Genomic DNA, 19915 nt, shown 5'->3' with positions numbered 1-19915 from the left:
ATTCGAACCCTCGATAGAGCTACAAACTCTATACTCCCTTAGCAGGGGAGCTCCTTCGGCCACTCGGACACCTCTCCGTCTTGTGGGGCGTATAATAAAGAGTTCAGAAAATATGTCAAACACTTTTCTACCAAATGTGCCTATATGGTTATAGATTGTGCATCTAGTTAGTTTTAATGTGTAGTTAGTTTAAAATTCAAACAACTTTTAACTTTTTTCTGGTGGGTTAACGCCTAACACAGGCACTAAATCATCATTTAACTCTGCAAGATACTGCTCTTGATAACCTAACTTTTGAAACTCTGCAATACAGGCTCGGTAATAGGCTTGTCTTGCATCTTCGGTTTCGCAGTTATTGATTGGGTTTTCAATATGTTTATTTTTCATATTATAATTTATAAATCCATTTAATCTTTTTATTTAGAGCCTTAAATCAATTCTCTAAATTTCCGTCGTAGTGTAGCGAATAACTTTACACAAATGCAACAGTGCGTTTAAAAAACACTCAGATTAAAAAGTTATAACCCAGACACAAAAACGCCGCATTTAAGCGGCGCTTTATTACTTTACATTATTAAGCTTAGTCGGCTTGCGGGCGCATATGCGGGAACAAAATAACGTCTTTAATGGTTGGCGAATCAGTAAACAACATTACTAAACGGTCAATACCAATACCTTCACCTGCAGTTGGCGGTAAGCCATACTCTAGTGCGCGTATGTAGTCTTCATCGTAATGCATTGCTTCATCATCACCTGCGTCTTTCTCTTCAACTTGACGAGTAAAGCGCTCTGCTTGGTCTTGTGCATCGTTAAGCTCCGAGAAACCATTAGCCAGCTCACGTCCGCCAACAAAAAACTCAAAGCGGTCTGTAACAAATGAGTTTTCGTCGTTACGACGTGCAAGTGGTGATACTTCCCATGGGTAGCCGGTAATAAACGTAGGTTGAATAAGCATGTGCTCTGCTGTTTCTTCAAATATTTCACACAAAAATTTACCTGGGCCCCAAACACAGTTTTCAGGAATTTTAACGTGTACTTGCTTAGCGTACGCTTTTAATTGTTCAAAATGGTTTTCTGGGTCGTTAAATACTGCCGCATCAAACTCAGGGTTATATTTTAAAATAGCGTCGCTCATGCTTAAGCGCGTAAACGGTTGGCCAAAGTCGTACTCAACTGAGTCAATTACTTCGCCGTTTTCGTCTTTAGTTGTGTTAACCACAACTGCACTACCAAGTACGTTTTCTGCAACTGTACGTAGCATGTCTTCGGTAATGTTCATCAGATCGATGTAATCAGCGTATGCTTGGTAAAATTCAATCATAGTGAATTCTGGATTATGACGCGTAGATAATCCTTCGTTACGAAAGTTACGGTTAATTTCGAATACGCGATCAAAACCACCTACCACTAAACGCTTTAAGTACAACTCTGGCGCTATACGTAGGTACATGTCTATATCAAGTGCATTATGGTGCGTTACAAACGGACGCGCCGATGCACCGCCAGGAATAACCTGTAGCATGGGTGTTTCTACTTCCATAAAGTCACGGTCTGCTAAAAAGCGACGAATGCCTTCAACTACTTGTGAGCGAATGCGGAATGTTTCACGCGTTGCTTCGTTAGTAATTAAATCAACGTAACGTTGGCGGTACTTAGTTTCTTGATCTGATAAGCCATGGAATTTTTCAGGCAACGGACGAAGTGACTTAGTTAAGAGTTGGTACTCTGTCATCTCTACGTATAAATCGCCTTTACCCGATTTATTAAGCGCGCCTTTAACACCAATAATATCGCCAGTATCTAGTTGGCCATATTTTTCTTTTAAATCTTTTTGCACATCTTTAGACGCATATGATTGTACGCGGCCTTTCATGTCTTGAATTACAAAAAAAGGTCCGCGCTTTGCTAAAATACGTCCAGCAATAGACACTACTTGTTGTAACTCTACTAATTCTTCTTTGCTCTTATCACCAAACTGGGCTTGCAAATCTGCCGTGTAATGCTCACGACGGAATTGGTTTGGATGACCGTTGGCTGGGCAATTTTGGCGTATAGCATCTAATTTGCCACGACGCTCAGCGATTAACTTGTTTTCGTCTTGGATTTGATCAGTCATTTTTTTAGCTCTTTATTAGCTTGGTGGTTATAAACCAGATTTTAAGCTGGCTTCTATAAATTTGTCTAAGTTGCCGTCAAGTACCGATTGGGTATTACGGCTTTCAACGCCTGTACGTAAATCTTTAATGCGAGCGTCATCGAGTACGTATGAACGAATTTGACTGCCCCAACCAATGTCCGACTTTGAGTCTTCTTGGGTTTGTTTTTCAGCATTTTGTTGTTGTAACTCTAGCTCAAACAGTTTTGCTTTTAACTGTTTCATTGCTTGGGCTTTATTTTTATGTTGTGAGCGCTCATTTTGGCACTGCACTACGGTATTTGTTGGTACGTGCGTAATACGAACCGCTGATTCAGTGGTGTTAACGTGCTGACCACCTGCGCCCGAGGCACGGTAAACGTCAATACGTAAGTCAGACGGGTTCATATCAATTTCAATATTGTCGTCAACTTCTGGGTAAACAAATGCAGAGGCAAACGAAGTATGACGACGACCACTTGAGTCAAACGGGCTTTTTCGCACTAAACGATGCACGCCAGTTTCGGTACGTAACCAACCATACGCGTATTCGCCAACAAAGCGAACTGTTGCGCCTTTAATTCCTGCAACATCGCCGCCAGTAGCTTCCACTAATTCAACTTTAAAGCCTTTAGCTTCGCCCCAGCGTAAATACATGCGCAGCAAAATATTACACCAGTCTTGTGCTTCAGTGCCGCCAGAACCAGATTGTAAATCAAGGTAAGCGTCGTTTGAGTCATGAGGACCGCTAAACATACGACGAAACTCTAACGCTTCTAGTTGCTCGTTCAAGTCTGCTAGTTCGCTTTGTGCTTCATCAAAGGTTTCTTGATCTTCGGCTTCTACAGCAAGCTCAAGTAAGCCTTCAACGTCGTCAGTACCCGTCACTAAAGTATCGATAGTTTCAACAACAGCTTCTAATGCCGACTTTTCACGGCCGAGAGCTTGTGCGCGTTCAGGTTCATTCCATACGGCTGAGTCTTCAAGTTCGGCGTTAACTTCTTCTAAGCGTTCTTGTTTAAGAGCATAGTCAAAGGTACCCCCGAAGCAACTCAGTACGTTCGCGAATTTCCTTGATTTGGTTAATCACAGGATTCACTTCAAACATGGTCATTACTCCAAAATGGCTAGGTTATTACGCTCCTTAAAAAGGAATTAACGCAATATATTATCGTCAAATGATAAAAACGCCCGATTTTAACAAAAAACCGTGCGCTTTATTAGCACTTTATGCGATCTATTCTAGATATTTTTTAGCTGGCTTTTTCTAGCTCTCGGATAATTAATTGCAGGGTGAACTTGCCTCTAAACTCATTTATATCGAGCTGATACGCTGCTTTAACAAATTGTGCGTTGTTATCTGGCCATTCTTTTAAATCAATGCCAAAAGCTATGGCATCAACTAAGCGGCCTGATTGATGTTTTAATACCAGTTTTAAATGCTTTTCGCCCACTATACGCTGCTGAATTAACTCAAATGTGTGCTCAAATACCGGTTCAGGAAATTGCTGCCCCCAAGGGCCCGCTTGTTTTAATTGCTGGGCAAAATCCATGGTAAAACACTCATTTGGCAACTCGCCATCGGTAAATACAATGCAGCGTTTACTTTCTTCACTAAGCTGGGCGCTAACGGCAGTATCAAAGGCGTGTTTAAATTCGCTAAATTGCTGCTCGTTAATACTTAAACCGGCCGCCATGGCATGGCCACCAAACTTACTAATTAAGTGCGGATCGGCCGTACTTAGCCCTTCGAGTAAATCGCGTATGTGCAGCCCTTCAATTGAGCGACATGACCCTTTTATCTCACCGTTTTCGCCACCCGCAAATATAACTGTTGGGCGGTGGTATTTTTCTTTTAAACGCCCGGCTAAAATACCGATAACACCTTGGTGCCAATCCTCTTGGTATAAACAAATAGCGTCGGGAATATTGTCATCATTAAACGCTAACTTATCAAGCACAGCTTGCGCTTCATGCTGCATGCCTTGCTCTATTTCGCGGCGTGCAAAGTTTAAGCTATCTAGCTCACTGGCAATACGCCTAGCTTGATTTATATCGGTACTGAGTAAGCAGGCTATGCCTAAACTCATGTCATCTAAACGCCCTGCGGCATTTAAGCGCGGAGCAAGCGAAAAACCAAAGTCGCTGGCACTCAATCTTGAGGCATTACGATTAGCAACCTCAATGAGGGCAGTAATGCCTGGGCGAGTTTTACCACTGCGAATACGCGCTAGTCCTTGGTGCACCAATGTCCGGTTATTGGCATCAAGCGCCACTACATCGGCTACAGTACCAAGCGCAACTATGTCGAGCAGGTCGGCTAAGTTAGGCATAGGCTGCTGCGCAAAATGATTTTGCTCACGCAGTGTGCTTCTAAGGGCAATAAGTAAGTAAAAAGCCACACCAACACCTGCAATCGATTTAGACGGAAAGCTGCAGTCGTGCCTGTTCGGGTTTACTATGGCATCGGCATTAGGGAGTGTTTCGCCCTGTAGGTGATGGTCGGTAACCAGTACTTTAATATTGGCGGCTTTTACAATATCAATACCTGCAATACAGGAAATACCGTTATCGACTGTAATTACTAAATCGGGTTTAAGCTGTACTATTTGCGCAGCTAACGCCGGGCTTAAACCATAACCTAAGCTAAACCGATCAGGTACTAAGTAATCTAAATGAGCAAAGCCAAACATGGCCAAGCCTTGCATTAATGTAGCGGTACTGGTTGCACCATCAGCATCAAAATCGCCAACAATTAAAATATGGCTTTGGGCATGTAGCGCCTCAATTAACAAGTCGCAGGCTTTGTCCATATCTTTAAATAACTTAAAGTCGTGTAATGTGGCGGCGCTGTTATTTAGCTCATCGGCATGGGAAACATTTCGCGTGGCATAAATTTGCTTAATTACAGGGTGTAAATGACTCGGTAAATGTGAATCATCGACGTTTTCGCGCGTTTGGATCGTTTTTTTCATGCAGATTTTTAACTTATTTGGTTTATCATAAATATACAAAAAAAGGCCTTTCGGCCTTTTTTTATGCGCACCGTAAATTTAATTACTATGGGGCTTTACTAGCGTTAAGCGCAGCGCTTAATGCGGCAGCTGGCTGATAACCTGGGATCATGGTGCCATCTTCTAAAATAATAGCAGGTGTACCGGTAACACCAAAGCTTTGACCTAGCTGATAATGCTCAGCAACTGGCGCACTACAACCTTTAACTGCTGTAGTATTTGAGCCACTTTTAGCTTCGGTTAGTGCTTCTTGTTGATCTTTAGCACACCATACGTTCATTAAGTCATTATAACCTGAACCTTGTAGGCCACCGCGCGGAAACGCTAAATACTTAACGGTAATACCCGCTTCAAGTAAATCATCTAGCTCACGGTGTAATTTACGACAATAACCACAGCTAATGTCGGTAAATACGGTAATGCTATGTTTTTCGTTAGGTGCTTTGTACACTATCATCGAATCTTCGTATTCTTTTAACCCAGCTTGGCGTACGCCGTTTAGTGCTTTTTCGGTTAAATTACTACGATTATTTAAGTCTATAAGTGTCCCTTGCATTAAAAACTGTCCGTCTGGGCTTGCATAAAGCACACCTTGATTAGTGATCAGTTCTTTTAAACCCGCTACTGGGGTTGGGTTTATTTGCTTAACGGTAACGCCAAGCGCGGCAAATTTAATAACAATAGGATCATTAGCGTTAGGGGCTACAGCCACATCATTCGCTACGGCACTTAAACTAGTGCATAACATGGCACCTGCTAACATTAATTTTTTCATAATTCTTCTCTATTTTTATAAATACATATCAATTGACCGGCTTAGTGATAATAAATTTCATATTAAGCACGTGGATGATGCTGCGCATGTACCGATTTTAATCGCTCATTTGCAACATGCGTATATATTTGGGTGGTTGATAAATCACTGTGTCCTAACATCATTTGAACCACACGTAAGTCTGCCCCATGATTTAATAAGTGGGTTGCAAATGCATGGCGCAATGTATGCGGTGACAATGACGACTCAATTGATGCCAAAATAGCATAGTGCTTCACTCTATGCCAAAAAGTTTGTCGGGTCATGCCAACCCCTCGCTTTGAGGGAAACACAAAGTCGGTGGCGTGTTTAATCATTTGCGCCCGTCCCACCTTTAAAAACTGCTCAAGCCAATACATGGCCTCTTCGCCCAGTGGCACTAAACGTTCTTTATTCCCCTTACCTTTTACAAACACTACAGCTTGGCGCAAATTAATTTGTTCAATCCGCAGCCCTACAAGCTCACTAACCCGCAAACCTGTTGCATATAGTAACTCAAGCATGGCTTTATCGCGCAGCCCCATTGGCTCATCGGTATTGGGAGCGCTCAGTAGCGCCTCTACTTCAGCCTCCGAAAGCGTTTTAGGCAAAGACTGTCCTGCTTTAGGTTGCGCAATATTGAGCATTGGCGAGTCGCTAATTAACTTTTCGCGCACAAAGTACTGATAAAAACGCTTAAGCGCACTAATACTACGCGCAGTACTACGCGGCTTTAAGCCTAGATCAACTCTATGGGCTAAATAGCTTTCAACGTCTAGGCCGGTTACAGTCATTAAATTTTTGCCTTTTAAAAACTGGCAAAACTTATCTAAATCGCTGCGATACGCCGATAGTGTATTTTCACTCACCCCTTGCTCTAAATACAAACAATCTAAAAAGGTTTCTAGGTAATCGTTATTGCTTTTTGGTGCCGTGCTTGGTTCTGAAAAGTCGTCAGCTAGCGTTGTCACTTTTGTGCTCTCATTTTTGTTATAGCCATTGCCTAAGGTATCAATTAAAAACACCTTACGGTAAACTTGAGCTTATCATATCAGGCAATTACACAGTGATAAATACGATGCAAATTGGTTTATTTTTTGGCTCTACTACCTGCTACACCGAAATGGCAGCAGAAAAAATTCGTGACATTATTGGTGCCGATATCGTTACCTTGCATAATATTAAAGACGAACCACTAAAAAATGCAGAGCAATACGATTTCATTATTTTTGGCATTTCAACCTGGGATTTTGGTGAAATACAAGAAGACTGGGAGTCAAAGTGGGACGACATAGCAGACGTAAACTTAAATGGTAAAACCATCGCGTTATTTGGCATGGGTGATCAACAAGGTTACGGCCAGTGGTTTCAAGATGCGCTTGGCATGCTACACGACGAAATAAGTCCGCAAACATTTACCCAGTTAGGTTTTTGGCCAAACGACAATAGTTACGAGTTTGAAGCATCTAAAGCACTCACCGAAGACGGTACACACTTTGTTGGTTTAGCCCTTGATGAAGACAGCCAGTACGAGCTAAGCGACGAGCGTATTGCCACTTGGGTTGAACAGGTAATGACCGAGTACAGCGAAACCCTGTAATACTGTTTATTATTGTTGTACTTGTAAAGCGCAGCCACACTGCGCTTTAATTTTATTGGCTAACTACTCTACTCTTAGCCAATATTGGTTACGATAAAAAAAGCCAATATAACCACGCACTTCTAATTTTTCACCAGCATCTTGAGTCGTTAAGCGTACTGTATAGCTTTTACCGTTATTTGGGTCGAGTATTTGACCGTCTTCCCAACTACCATCACCGCTATCTATCACATTATCAATAATGGTCATGCCTAATATGGGCTGATCTTTTTTATCGCCCGAGCACTGCGAGCACACTGCATTTTGCTTATCTTTATTTAATAATGTTTCAATGGTGCCGCTTAAAACCCCGTTATTTTCAACAATACGGACATACGACTTAGCTTCATTAGTGTCTTCATCAATGGTTTTCCAAAGCCCAACAGGCGTCATACTGGCAAGTACGCTCTGCGTTGTAAAAAATGTAGCGGCTAAGGCGCTTAATAATACTGATTTAGTTCGTTTTTTCATTATAAGTTACCTGTATACATATAAACTCATCATACCAGCACTGTTTACCACATTACATCTTCAAATAAAATGCTTTGCATAGCGTAATATAATCTTCGCTATAGTTGTTTTCATTATCTTTTATACACAAAGCTGATTCCACAATGCTCTGGTTTATATAGCTAAAGGTCATTAGGTTTCGGCTAATCGCTTTATTTGGCGTCGCCTTTACTTGGCAATGAGTATTTAAAAAAAGCCCGTTTTGAGTAGCAAGTTCAATAAACACCGCAGCCTCTGTAGTGGGTAAAATTAAGCTAAAGGTTGAGCCTGCATGACTGAGCTTTTTAAAAGCACTAATTAGCTCAGCAAAACTTAAACCATCTGTATGGCGCGCAATATTACGCGCCTCATTATTACCTTTTAAACTGTGATTAAAATACGGCGGATTGGCTATCACTACATCAAACGGCTGCGCGCTGTTAAAAGTTTGAATGCTTTGCTGGTGCACCTCTATATTTGGCCACGGGCTAGCGGCAATATTTTGCAACGCTTGTTGGTAAGCATTTTTATCAACTTCTACCGCCGTTATAGTTAACTGGGGGCTGCGCTGTTTGCACATAAGCGCCAGCAATCCCGTGCCTGTACCTATATCGAGCAAGCTGTTGGCATTACTTAAATTAGCCCATGCTCCAAGCAAAATACCATCGGTTGATACCTTCATTGCACACTGTTCGTGCGCAACTTTAAATTGTTTAAATGCAAAACCAGACATTTTTTCACCTTTTCATTCACCAAGCAGGCGTAACCGAGTATAATTAGTGCCATTGTCCTTTATTTTTGACACTCTATGCAATTTTCTGAATTTGATCTTGATAACAAGCTACTCGACGCCATTAATAAAATGGGTTACGAAACGCCAACCAGCATTCAACAACAAGCTATTCCTGAAGCACTTCAGGGGCGTGACATTTTAGCATCTGCGCCTACAGGTACAGGTAAAACAGCCGCCTTTTTAATTCCGGCTATTCAATATTTATTGGATTTTCCGCGTCGTGATCCTGGTTTTGCGCGCGTATTAGTAATGACGCCAACTCGTGAGCTAGCTTATCAAATTCATGAACAATGCGAACTACTTGCTAAACGTACTAACCTTAAAATTGGGGTAGTAACAGGCGGTATTAACTATGGTACGCATAAAGAGATTTTTGAAAAAAATAATGACATTTTAATCGCCACCCCAGGGCGTTTAATGGAATATTTAGAAACCGAAAACTTTCATGCTGAACACGTAGAAATGCTTATTATTGATGAAGCCGACCGCATGCTAGACATGGGCTTTAAAAAAGAAATGAGCCGTATTTGTGATGAAGCTAAAAATCGTCGTCAGTGCTTTTTATTTTCAGCAACCCTTGAAGGCGACAGTGTTGAAAGATTTGCTGAAACAACGCTAAACGATCCAGCATTGCTTGAAGCTGAATCGTCACGCAAAGAAAAGGCTAAAATTCACCAGTGGGTACATTTAGCCGACGACTATCATCATAAACTTGAGCTGTTAGTTAATACCCTTAATGGCCCAGACGTAACTAAAGCCATAGTGTTTGTTAAAACCCGTGAGCGTCTTGAAACGCTAATTGGTGAACTAACAACTAACGACGTTAAAGCAGCCTGGTTACGCGGCGAAATGCCGCAAGACAAACGCATGAAAGCGATGGAAAACTTCCATAGCGGCAAAACCCGTATATTAGTTGCTACCGATGTAGCGGCGCGCGGTATCGACGTGGCTGATATTAGCCATGTAATAAACTTTGACCTACCACGCACAGCCGATATATACGTACACCGTATTGGCCGTACGGGCCGCGCTGGTAAAAAAGGCATCGCTATTTCACTGGTTGAAGCGCACGATATTGGCATTCTTTATAAAATAGAGCGCTATATTGAGCAAAAACTTAAACGTCGTGTTATTAAAGGATTAGAGCCAAAGCATAAAGAAGCTAAGCCGCCGGCTAAAAAGCGTAAAGATCCGGTTAAAATGAAAGCGAAGAAAAAAGCTAAGGTTAAAAAGAAAAAGTAACTTAAGCGCATACTATAAGTAGTATTATATTAGCCGACAAAAATGTCGGCTTTTTAATGCCTGCTCCTCCATAACTGCATGGTTTAGGGCTATGTAATCTCTACTTAGTTTTATGTAACAATTGCCCACCTGAATTCCCACTTAATAAAATAGCCTTTATTTTCAGTATATTAAATATGGAACGATAATTGTAACTATCATGGTAACTCTGCCTAATTTGGCTACCCGATTAATTGCAATGTAAGGATATGATTATGAGCCGTTTAAAATTAACTATCGCTTTAGTATCATTTTGTTGTTTGTTTTTATTAGCATGCGCTACAAAAGTGAGTGCTACAACAAATATGGTTGTCGTTAGCAGCCTAGCAACCCAACCTAACTTACAGCAATCGATTACCCACACTTTGCGTACCAACCCCAATTTAGCGCTAAGCGATATTCGCGTACAAGTTAAAAATGGCGAAGTAGATTTATACGGTAAAGCGCAAACAGGTTTTGAGCGTGCGTTGGCACAAAAGTTTTTAGAAAATATGGATGGCGTAAAAATCATTCGTAACAAAATTGATATTATTTAAGTTTTACTTAAATAACTTACATAAAAAATGCCGCTTATTGCAAAATAAGCGGCATTTTTTTCAGTGCTCATATATTCAGTAATCAAGCCCAAGCTTAGTAATAAGCCAAACAGGCTAACTACTTTTTAAGCTATGAGCTCTATTTAGCTCTTTGGCGATTACTCGCTACCTTTGGTTTTGTATTGGCCTTATGAAATTGGCTAAAACCAGTATGGCGCGTTAATGCTGGGCGCCCACCTCGACTACTTCCTTTTGCAGCTCTTTCGTCGCGCCCTTCTTCTGGCACTAAGCAATTTGGCGCTTTACCTATTAGGTTAGCTTTACCCATTTTGCGCAGTGCTTCGCGGATCATTGGCCAGCCCGCAGGATCGTGATAGCGTAAAATTGCTTTATGTAAACGACGCTGGCGCGCACCTTTCGGCACAGGTACTACTTCGGTATTATTTTTAATATTACGCAGTGAGTTCATCTCGGTATGATAAATAGTGGTCGCATTTGCCATTGGAGATGGGTAAAAATTTTGTACCTGATCAAGTTTAAAGTCGTTCGACTTAAGCCACAAAGCCATGTTTACCATGTCTTCGTCTTTAGTACCTGGGTGCGCCGAAATAAAGTATGGGATTAAATACTGTTTTTTACCCGCTTCTTTTGAGTACTTATCAAATAACGCTTTAAACTGATCGTAAGCTCCCATACCTGGCTTCATCATTTTTGATAATGGTCCATCTTCGGTATGCTCTGGCGCTATTTTTAAATATCCACCTACATGGTGAGTAACTAATTCTTTAACGTAACGTGGATCTTGCACGGCTAAATCGTAGCGTACACCCGAGGCGATTAATATTTTTTTAATGCCTTTAACTTCACGGGCTTTTTTATACAGCTCAATTGTTGGCGTATGATCGGTATCCATATGCTTACATATTTCAGGGTATACACACGATAAACGTCTACAGGTACTTTCTGCTTTTTTGCTAGTACAACCCAATTTATACATGTTGGCTGTTGGGCCACCTAAGTCAGAAATAACCCCGGTAAACCCGGGTACTTTATCTCTAATTTGCTCAATTTCTTCAATTATTGATTCTTGCGAACGGCTTTGAATAATCCGCCCTTCATGTTCGGTAATCGAACAGAAACTGCAACCACCAAAACAGCCTCGCATAATATTAACTGACGTTTTAATCATGTCGTAGGCAGGTATTTTTGCATCCCCGTAGCTAGGATGAGGAATACGTTGATACGGCAAACCAAATACAGCGTCCATTTCATGTGTTTCTAGTGGATATGCTGGCGGATTAACCCAAATAGAACGATCGCCGTGGCGCTGAAAAATAGCACGAGCACAACCTGGGTTAGTTTCTTGGTGCACAATACGAGAAGCATGTGCATACAATGGCTTATTCACACTTACTTGCTCAAACGCAGGTAATTTAACGTAGGTTTTTTCCCATGGCTTAGGGCGCGCTGGCTGAATAGTAATAACCTTGGCGGCTTCGGCTTTTAAGTCTATACCTGCTTGTTTAAATTCTGATTTGCTACAGCCAACATCATCTGCGCCATACGGGTTTGGAATTGGATCAATTTTACCTATTTTATCAATAGCGGTAGAGTCACTGCCACGCCAGCCTGGTAACGGCTCTTTACGAATAACCGCAGTCCCTCGTACATCTTGAATGGTATCGGTACTTTCGCCCGCTGCAATACGATGAGCAACCTCAACCAGTGGGCGCTCCGCATTACCATATATTAAAATATCGGCTTTAGCGTCAAACAAAACACTACGACGCACTTTTTCTTGCCAATAATCGTAATGAGCAACACGGCGTAAACTTGCTTCAATACCACCTAAAATAAGTGGTACATCTTTATACGCTTCGCGGCAACGTTGTGAGTAAATGATTACCGCACGATCAGGGCGTTTACCACCAATGTTGTCTGGCGTGTAGGCATCATCATGGCGCATGCGTTTTTCAGCAGTATAACGGTTAATCATCGAGTCCATGTTGCCAGCGGTTACACCAAAAAATAAATTGGGTTTACCCAGCGCCATAAACGCTTCTTTAGAGTCCCATTCTGGCTGGGCAATAATACCCACTCTAAAACCTTGCGCCTCAAGTACTCGGCCAATTACTGCCATCCCAAAACTAGGATGATCTACATAAGCATCGCCACTAATAATAATTATATCGCAGCTATCCCAGCCAAGTGCATCCATTTCTTCGCGTGTAGTAGGTAAAAATGGTGCTGTGCCATAACACTCTGCCCAATACTTTGGGTATGAGAATAAGCCGCGCTTAGCTTTAAGTGTGCTCATAAAGTTGACCGTTTAATAACAAAAGGCGCAAATTATACCCTATACCAACCTACCTTGATAGAGCACTACTTTGCTGTGCCGCGTGGTTTTAAATTGAAGTTTCGTTATTTTTTAGCACTCATACACCTCTATTAACTATTACTTTTCATAGGTTGTGGCTAAGTATCTAGTTCAATTAAAAAATAGCTGCTATAAAATTAACCTCGAAAGTTAAGCACACCCGAGTTAATATGCTAGATTAATAATAAGTTACGAGTTTGTAACCTAATTTATCTGAGGTTTTTTATTAAAATATTAAAAACGTTAGTGCAATTTTTATTAATTTTACTCTTACTTTTTATCGTTATTGGCCTATTACTACCACAGAGCTATAACGTAACAAAGAGTATTAACATTAATGCTAATACGCACATAGTAAAACCCTTAATCACTGATTTTTCGCAGTGGCATAAATGGTCGCCTTGGAAGAAGCTAGATCCCTCAGTGGAACTTTCCTTAGGTGAGCCAAGCACAGGGGTTGGTGCTCATCAATCATGGCAAAGTAAATGGGGCGCAGGTGAAATGACCACCACAGCGTTAAGTGCAAACAAAATGGTGTTGAATATTTTATTTGCTCAAGAACACATTATTGCCGCTAAAGTAATATTTACGCAAAATGCAAAAACGGTCACGGTTACTTTTCAAATTACGGGGCAAGCCACGCTGCCTTTAGTTTCTGGGTATGTGGCTGTGCTTAGTGAGCACATTTTAAGTAACGCAGTATCACTGGGGCTCAATAATTTAAAAACAGTAGCGCAGCTAAGTGATGCACAAACAATAATGGAAAATCATGGCAGTCAAAACCGCACAAGCAAGAATTAATCTCGCTAATACCATAGAGTCGTTACTGGGCTATCCTATTATTAAAGTAGGCAATAATGAGCAAAGTTATGGCCCCCAAGGCAAGGTTAAACCGCTATATCGCATTAATAGCGACAATACAGTTTTAGCTAGAGCACAAAAAAGACAAGACTTACTGCTCATTAAACAACAGCAAAATATAGAAACAATTTTAGCTATGGCAATGGATTTTTGTCCTGACGTAGCCAGTAGTAAACAACCCGATGCCGATTGGGTAGAACACTTTGTAGCACTATGTGGTGATACCTCAAATCAATCTATGCAGTCACTTTGGGCAAAAATACTCACCGGTGAAACGCTTAACCCGGGGACTTTCTCAATAAAAAGTTTGCAAACACTTAAGCATATGACCCAGCGCGAAGCTGACTCTCTACAAAAGTGTGTACCCCTCTCTGGTTATAATGAAAAAGACGATAGCCACTTTATTTTACTAGGGTTTTATAAAAAACCATCACTATTTGATTTGTTACGTAAGGGCAATAAAGTATCTTTAAATCTAGGAAAAACAGGGATTAGCTTTCCTGATATATTAACTTTAATGGATTTAAATTTACTATATCGAAAAGAGATTGAATCTGCGGTACTAAAAACTGGGCAAGAACTTACGTTATCGTTTTTATCACAAAAAGTAACGTTAAAAGCAAAAAATAGCGATTTAGTATTGAGTTATTATAAGTTTACGCAAACAGGTGATGAGCTATCTAAACTCATTAACTACCCGGTAAATAAAGTGTATAAGCAGTTACTTAATAGTGCACTTGAGAGTGAATTTGAACTAGCGTGGCATACTACTAAGTAGCAAAACCACGCTATATACTATTAATTAGCAGTGTAATTAAAAGTGTACTTGAATGCCCGCAAATGGACCCGATGCATCAATATTAGTGTTAATATCATCAACATCGTCTAGCTCTAATGTCATTGAGCGGTAACCTGCTTTAACAGCAACATCTATTGCTAGGTTATCAATAAATTCCCATGCAATACCCATTTGGTAATCTTGAACTTTGCTATCGTCTATTGCTAAAAAGCTGCCTTCAAAAAACACGCTTAACCCGGTAAAAGGTAAACCTGCTTCAGCACGGCCGTAAACTAATGGTACAAAGCCTGAAAATTCGACAGTTTCAGATTGCTTACTATCACTTGCATTATTTTGAGGGATATATTCTACACTTATTTCGCCATCAAACTGTTTAGCATTTATACCTAAATCGATAGAGATTAAGTCGTTATCAAAGATTTCGTAATAAAAAGTGTAATCTATGTGAGTTAAATCACTCACTGTATTAATATTCCGACCCTTTTCAAAACTCTGATCACCAAAGATAAACTGACTATTAAGCTCTGTAGCACCGGCCAGCTCAAGCTCTGTGTATCTTAATTTAATATTAGGTACTAATGGCACTGGATGCTCAAGTGCAGCGTAGTAGCTTACGAAGGTTTCATCGTCAAAATTAAAATCTTGTAGTGCATTTCCTTTATAAGAAAAGCTTCCTTCGTTATCCGCTTTCCAACCATCAACACCTACATACAAGCCTAGTAAGGTATCAGCTTGCGCTGCAGGTGCTAAACATGCCATTGAAAGGGCTGCTGCTAAACAATACTTTTTCATTTTCTATCCTTGGGTCAATAATTCGCTAAGTTCAATAAGAGCCGCGTTGGCTCTAGATATATAATTTGCCATAACCAGTGAATGATTTGCTACATAACCAAAACCATTCCCATTTAATATCATTGGGCTCCATACTGTTTCTTGAGTTGCCTCAAGCTCTCGTATAATTTGCTGCACACTTACGCGTGCATTCTTTTTCTCAAGCACATCGGCAAAGTCATATTCTACCGCTTGTAAGAAATGCAATAAAGCCCAAGTAGCACCGCGCGATTCATAAAATACATCATCAATGTCTAACCATGGCGTTTTAGCTTGCTGTTGTAATGGAGAAAAAGTGGCTTGTGTATTTGATGTATTACCCGCTAAATCAGTGTTTACTTTATCTTGGCCTACACTAGCGCTTAAACGCTGACTCAAGCTACCTAAACGCTTTTCAGCTTCTTTTAGCCAACTGCGCAAGTTATCGGCGCGAGCATAGAATTGACTGTCACGCTCATGGTCATTCGCTATTTGAGTACGATATACCAATAAGTAATCAATGCCTTTTTGGTACTCACCTTCAGCGCTTGGCCACGCCCACGCTTCAGAGCTAATATTAAACTGCGGCTGTGCTTTTTTTAGAGCTTCGTGTTCAGTTGATTGCGATTGCGAACGGCTAAAATCTTTACGCATAGAAAGGGCTAAATCACGCACCATTTCGAGTGCGCCATATTCCCACGCAGGCATATCGTCCATTATTATACTTGGCGGCAAAACATCATTTGATAAATAACCGCCTGGCTTTTCGAGTAACGTACTTGCTACCGTTATTAATGTTGATGTTGTTGTATAACCAATAACAAATTGCTCATTACGTTGCTGCGCTTGCTGCTTTGCTTTTTCTACCACATTAAAACGAGCAGGCTCCGTATTCCAATAAACAGCTATTGCGTAAAAAATAATTAGTAATATAGCTAATGCAGCAACTATTTTCCCTTTATGTTGTGACATTGATCCTCCTAATGATGAGTATGTTGTTTTGATGCTTGTGATTGTTCTGCTTGTGATGCAAGCGATACCACCTGAGCATTGGTAAATACACGGTTGCCATCACTAAAATATAGTGTGAGTTTGCGTTGTTGGCCTACTTTTAACGGTTCTTGTGGTTCAAAAATCATTAAATGATAGCCACCAGGCTTAAAATCGATTTGTTGATGGGCGTTAATTGTTAACGATTCAACTTTTTGCATTTTCATCATGCCATCTACGTGCGAGTGCTCATGAATTTCAACGCGACCTAAGCCATCAATAGTTGCTTTAGTCAACGTAGCCACAGTATCACTATGATTTATAATACTTAAATAACCTACACTTGAAGTTGTGGCAGGTAAAAACTCCCTTACTTGTGCATTACTAACCTTAATAATAGCAACATCCGCATCGTGATCATGCCCTGAATGTGCCATCGATGATGATGAAAAAAGACTTAAAACCGACACCAAAACAATTGAAATACACTGTTTAATCACCACTCTAATCCTTGTTAAAACATAATGCTAAGTATCAAATTTAACATAGTTCAGTTGCAATAGTCAGTTAATTTGGAGTTAAGATGCTACTTTTTTGTTATCAGCTACTAACCAGCAAAGTACCGCAATAAATAGTAACGGCCAAGCAATCATCAGCGATCCAAATAAAAATGCCAATACAGTTCCGACTAATGCAACTGCTGCTGCGCCAACTAATCCTATCGTTATTAGTATGCAACAGCTACAAAAATAATAATAGCCGCTAAAGCTCCTATTAGCTCAAGCCCAATCCAACTTGTATCTGCAATCCAAAGCGGTAATTGCCAAGTATCAAAGTGCATCGCAGAGACAACATCAGTAAAAAATAGTAAATAAACAATTATACATACGGCTAACGCTTTCATTTAGCTCTCCTTAATTCAATCTAAATGTAAATTAGCTTAAATTGCTTTTTCTTCTAGGCAGCAATGCGCAATAAAATAACCTAGTGCAATTGCAAACGGAAAACTCAAAAATAATAAAATAGTGACAAGTCGTGTTGACCACACAGGTAAATCTAATCGCTGCGCTAAACCACTGCACACACCAGATATTTTTTTATCAAGTGGATCTTTGTACCAACCACGTTTGCTGTTAAAACTATTCATAATTATCTCCTTAAGCACTCTGTTTTAAGTTAGTTTTTAAATCAGCTTTTAAGCGAGCTAATTCTGCATCTACTTGTTCGTTTTTCGCCAAAGCGTCTATTTGTGCAGCTATAGTATTTTCTGAATCAGTAAGCTCGTACGCTTCTACCTGTGCTTCAATACCTTCTACGCGCTGCTCTACTTTCTCAAATCGAGAGAGTGCATGTGCAACTTTTTCACTTTGTAATTGGCTATTTATTTGCCCCCTTGCAGCCACTATATTGTGCCGCTGTACTAACTGTGTTTGCTTGGCTTTAGCCTCGGCTATTTTTTGTTGCAAACGCTGACAATCCGCTGTCATTTTAGTTATTGATTGCTGCAGCGTTTCTAGTTGCAGCTGCTTTGCTACAACTGTGTTACTAATGGCTTGTTTTTCAAGTAAAGCTGATTTTGCTAAATCATCTCGACCTCTCTCTATTGCTAGTTCAGCTTTATCCTGCCAATATACTAAATTGTTATTTTTATTTTCAATTTGACGTTTAAGTGTTTTTTCTTCGCACAACAAAGCCGCTGTCGTAATGCGACACTCAGTAAGTGCATCTTGCATCTCGCTGATCATTAAATTAAGTAATTTTTCTGGATCTTCTGCCTTGTCTAATATCGACACGATATTTGCTTGAACAATATCGGTTACGCGATTAAATATTCCCATGAGATTCTCCTGTTAACTTTTTAAGTGATTACACAAATTAGATTCCAAGAGTTATGCCAAGTAATAATATAAACAGTAAAACACATTAAATTCAGCAACTTAAACTTATAATTTATAAATTAAAGTTACTTTTAACTGAATATGATTAAGTGTAATTAGCCAATAAACTAAACTTTTGACTATTTTTTAGGATCAAAAAAGCCATCCGAAGATGGCTGTATTTATTCATTTATTAAATTATTCACTTAGCTGATTATTTAGGTACAAAACTCAAAGCTTTATCCATTACCGATAAGTCGGCTTGTTTTCCATGGCCATTTTCAGACAGATGACGCCTAAATCCACGGGCACCAGGCTGCCCCTGAAAAATCCCCAGCATATGACGAGCAACATGCCAAAAGTTAGCTCCTAAGCGCATTTCGTCTTCAATATAACTATACATAGAGCGCACGACTTCATGACGAGATTGCGTGTTAGCGATATCACCATAAATCTTTTCGTCCACTTCATTGAGTATAAATGGGTTGCTATACGCTTCTCTACCAATCATCACACCATCAATATGCTGTAAATGCTCTAAACTTTGTTCAATTGTTTTAACGCCACCATTAAGACTTAAATCGAGTTGTGGATAATCTTTTTTCAACTTATAAACACGTGGATAATCAAGCGGCGGTACCTCACGGTTTTCTTTAGGGCTTAACCCCTTTAACCAAGCTTTACGAGCATGAATAATAAAATCATCACAACCAACATTATGCGACGCTTCTATAAGTGCACACAAAAACTCATACGAGTCTTGCTCATCAATACCAATGCGCGTTTTAACCGTAACAGGTATATTTACTTCTGCTTTCATTGCCGCCACACAGTCAGCAACTAATTGCGGCTCACCCATTAAACAAGCACCGAAACGACCATTCTGCACGCGATCTGACGGGCAACCTACGTTTAAGTTAATTTCGTCATAACCACGCTCACCCGCAAGCTTTGCACATTGTGCAAGAGCCTGTGGATCAGAGCCACCCAGCTGCAATGCAACGGGCCCTTCGTGTTGATTAAAGTGTAGGTAGTCGCCTCGGCCAAACAAAATAGCACCCGTGGTGATCATTTCCGTGTACAACACTGTATGCTTAGTCATTTTACGATGAAAAGTACGACAATGGCGATCAGTCCAATCCAACATGGGTGCTACAGAAAAGCGTCTATCGAGTGGTTTCATTGGTACACCGTGCTATATAAGTTTAAGTACATTTCGTTCAATTTAAATATCTCTTTTTTGCTTATTTACACACATTTAGATCTATTATTAATAAATAACTACACCGTAGGGAACAATCAAAAGGGGTGTTTTAGAATATAAAATCAGGCGTATCTGCGCTAAATTCAAACATTATTATATCAGAATAAGCAAAAAATATAGATACCATTTATATTGAAAACGTCAGCGTTCAAAGTTCAGCCACCCACATTTCACTTTCCTGCAGACGTAAAAAAGCCCGACTATTTCTAGTCGGGCTTTCTACAATTTGGAGCCTGGCAATGTCCTACTTTCACATAG

At 40.3% G+C, this 19915-nt stretch carries 20 protein-coding genes and 1 pseudogene; 5 read left to right on the top strand and 16 right to left on the bottom strand.

All coding sequences use genetic code 11. From position 1 onward, the window contains the following. Positions 1 to 207: 207 nt before the first annotated feature. The 6 genes from AAEZ18_RS16565 to xerD form a co-directional block, all read right to left on the bottom strand. Positions 208 to 387, bottom strand: coding sequence for a hypothetical protein (locus tag AAEZ18_RS16565; RefSeq protein WP_058372591.1), 180 nt, complete (start codon positions 385 to 387; stop codon positions 208 to 210). Positions 388 to 580: 193 nt separating this feature from the next. Then, a complete protein-coding gene (gene lysS, locus AAEZ18_RS16560; protein WP_011327221.1) occupies positions 581 to 2116 on the bottom strand; it encodes a lysine--tRNA ligase in 1536 nt (511 codons plus the stop codon). A gap of 27 nt (positions 2117 to 2143) precedes the next feature. Next, positions 2144 to 3242 (bottom strand): peptide chain release factor 2 gene (prfB, locus tag AAEZ18_RS16555; RefSeq protein WP_011327220.1). Its coding sequence is split into 2 segments (ribosomal slippage): positions 2144 to 3166 and positions 3168 to 3242, totalling 1098 coding nucleotides; the frame shifts between segments, so codons are not numbered across the junction. Positions 3243 to 3387: 145 nt separating this feature from the next. Next, complete coding sequence (recJ, locus tag AAEZ18_RS16550; RefSeq protein ID WP_089367767.1) at positions 3388 to 5109, bottom strand: single-stranded-DNA-specific exonuclease RecJ; 1722 nt, start codon at positions 5107 to 5109, stop codon at positions 3388 to 3390. Between the two features lie 85 nt (positions 5110 to 5194). Further along, positions 5195 to 5923: a bifunctional protein-disulfide isomerase/oxidoreductase DsbC gene (dsbC, locus tag AAEZ18_RS16545; RefSeq protein ID WP_089367766.1), complete on the bottom strand. Its 729-nt coding sequence runs from the start codon at positions 5921 to 5923 to the stop codon at positions 5195 to 5197. A gap of 62 nt (positions 5924 to 5985) precedes the next feature. After that, positions 5986 to 6912, bottom strand: coding sequence for a site-specific tyrosine recombinase XerD (gene xerD, locus AAEZ18_RS16540; protein ID WP_011327217.1), 927 nt, complete (start codon positions 6910 to 6912; stop codon positions 5986 to 5988). A gap of 107 nt (positions 6913 to 7019) precedes the next feature. Here xerD and fldB point away from each other — a divergent pair, with 107 nt between their 5' ends. Then, positions 7020 to 7541, top strand: a complete 522-nt coding sequence (gene fldB, locus AAEZ18_RS16535; RefSeq protein WP_011327216.1) for a flavodoxin FldB — start codon at positions 7020 to 7022, stop codon at positions 7539 to 7541. A 63-nt stretch (positions 7542 to 7604) separates the two neighbouring features. Here the strand turns inward: fldB and AAEZ18_RS16530 are convergent, their stop codons facing one another. Both AAEZ18_RS16530 and AAEZ18_RS16525 read right to left on the bottom strand, forming a co-directional pair. Further along, the gene (locus AAEZ18_RS16530) at positions 7605 to 8051 is read right to left on the bottom strand and encodes a DUF2147 domain-containing protein (protein ID WP_011327215.1); all 447 of its coding nucleotides are present in this window, start codon (positions 8049 to 8051) and stop codon (positions 7605 to 7607) included. A gap of 52 nt (positions 8052 to 8103) precedes the next feature. Next, the gene (locus tag AAEZ18_RS16525; protein ID WP_089367765.1) at positions 8104 to 8802 is read right to left on the bottom strand and encodes a tRNA1(Val) (adenine(37)-N6)-methyltransferase; all 699 of its coding nucleotides are present in this window, start codon (positions 8800 to 8802) and stop codon (positions 8104 to 8106) included. A gap of 75 nt (positions 8803 to 8877) precedes the next feature. Here AAEZ18_RS16525 and srmB point away from each other — a divergent pair, with 75 nt between their 5' ends. Together srmB and AAEZ18_RS16515 are read left to right on the top strand one after the other, a co-directional pair. Next, a complete protein-coding gene (srmB, locus tag AAEZ18_RS16520; protein WP_011327213.1) occupies positions 8878 to 10104 on the top strand; it encodes an ATP-dependent RNA helicase SrmB in 1227 nt (408 codons plus the stop codon). 254 nt (positions 10105 to 10358) lie between these two features. Further along, positions 10359 to 10679 carry a BON domain-containing protein gene (locus AAEZ18_RS16515; RefSeq protein WP_011327212.1) on the top strand — a complete coding sequence of 107 codons (321 nt, stop codon included), beginning with the start codon at positions 10359 to 10361 and terminating at the stop codon, positions 10677 to 10679. 139 nt (positions 10680 to 10818) lie between these two features. Here AAEZ18_RS16515 and AAEZ18_RS16510 read toward each other — a convergent pair whose 3' ends face one another. Further along, a complete protein-coding gene (locus tag AAEZ18_RS16510; protein WP_089367764.1) occupies positions 10819 to 12996 on the bottom strand; it encodes a YgiQ family radical SAM protein in 2178 nt (725 codons plus the stop codon). 306 nt (positions 12997 to 13302) lie between these two features. Between AAEZ18_RS16510 and AAEZ18_RS16505 the strand changes: the two genes are divergently transcribed. Both AAEZ18_RS16505 and AAEZ18_RS16500 read left to right on the top strand, forming a co-directional pair. Continuing rightward, positions 13303 to 13857 carry an SRPBCC family protein gene (locus AAEZ18_RS16505; RefSeq protein WP_089367763.1) on the top strand — a complete coding sequence of 185 codons (555 nt, stop codon included), beginning with the start codon at positions 13303 to 13305 and terminating at the stop codon, positions 13855 to 13857. After that, on the top strand, positions 13826 to 14695 hold the full coding sequence (locus AAEZ18_RS16500; RefSeq protein ID WP_089367762.1) for a TIGR03899 family protein: 870 nt from the start codon (positions 13826 to 13828) through the stop codon (positions 14693 to 14695). The genes AAEZ18_RS16505 and AAEZ18_RS16500 overlap by 32 nt, the downstream gene beginning before the upstream one ends. Before the next feature lie 36 nt (positions 14696 to 14731). On the opposite strand, the gene AAEZ18_RS16495 is transcribed toward AAEZ18_RS16500, so the two are convergent. The 7 genes and pseudogenes from AAEZ18_RS16495 to dusA all read right to left on the bottom strand — a co-directional run bounded on the left by AAEZ18_RS16495 (position 14732) and on the right by dusA (position 19576). Continuing rightward, positions 14732 to 15508: a TIGR04219 family outer membrane beta-barrel protein gene (locus AAEZ18_RS16495; protein WP_089367761.1), complete on the bottom strand. Its 777-nt coding sequence runs from the start codon at positions 15506 to 15508 to the stop codon at positions 14732 to 14734. Positions 15509 to 15511: 3 nt separating this feature from the next. Then, complete coding sequence (locus AAEZ18_RS16490; RefSeq protein ID WP_089367760.1) at positions 15512 to 16498, bottom strand: DUF2333 family protein; 987 nt, start codon at positions 16496 to 16498, stop codon at positions 15512 to 15514. Between the two features lie 8 nt (positions 16499 to 16506). Continuing rightward, positions 16507 to 17016 carry a copper chaperone PCu(A)C gene (locus AAEZ18_RS16485; protein WP_086996934.1) on the bottom strand — a complete coding sequence of 170 codons (510 nt, stop codon included), beginning with the start codon at positions 17014 to 17016 and terminating at the stop codon, positions 16507 to 16509. A 78-nt stretch (positions 17017 to 17094) separates the two neighbouring features. Further along, a pseudogene (locus AAEZ18_RS16480) lies at positions 17095 to 17420 on the bottom strand (hypothetical protein). A gap of 36 nt (positions 17421 to 17456) precedes the next feature. Further along, positions 17457 to 17663, bottom strand: coding sequence for a PspC domain-containing protein (locus tag AAEZ18_RS16475; protein WP_086996915.1), 207 nt, complete (start codon positions 17661 to 17663; stop codon positions 17457 to 17459). 10 nt (positions 17664 to 17673) lie between these two features. After that, positions 17674 to 18354 (bottom strand): PspA/IM30 family protein, encoded by a 681-nt coding sequence (locus tag AAEZ18_RS16470; protein WP_089367759.1) that lies wholly within the window; start codon positions 18352 to 18354, stop codon positions 17674 to 17676. 253 nt (positions 18355 to 18607) lie between these two features. Next, positions 18608 to 19576, bottom strand: a complete 969-nt coding sequence (gene dusA, locus AAEZ18_RS16465) for a tRNA dihydrouridine(20/20a) synthase DusA (RefSeq protein WP_089367758.1) — start codon at positions 19574 to 19576, stop codon at positions 18608 to 18610. Between the last annotated feature and the right edge of the window lie 339 nt (positions 19577 to 19915).

Source organism: Pseudoalteromonas sp. 19-MNA-CIBAN-0066 (assembly GCF_040308705.1).
Lineage (GTDB): Bacteria > Pseudomonadota > Gammaproteobacteria > Enterobacterales > Alteromonadaceae > Pseudoalteromonas > Pseudoalteromonas nigrifaciens.
The sequence above is the reverse complement of the archived record's forward strand: the minus strand, read 5'-3'. Positions and strand labels throughout refer to the sequence as shown.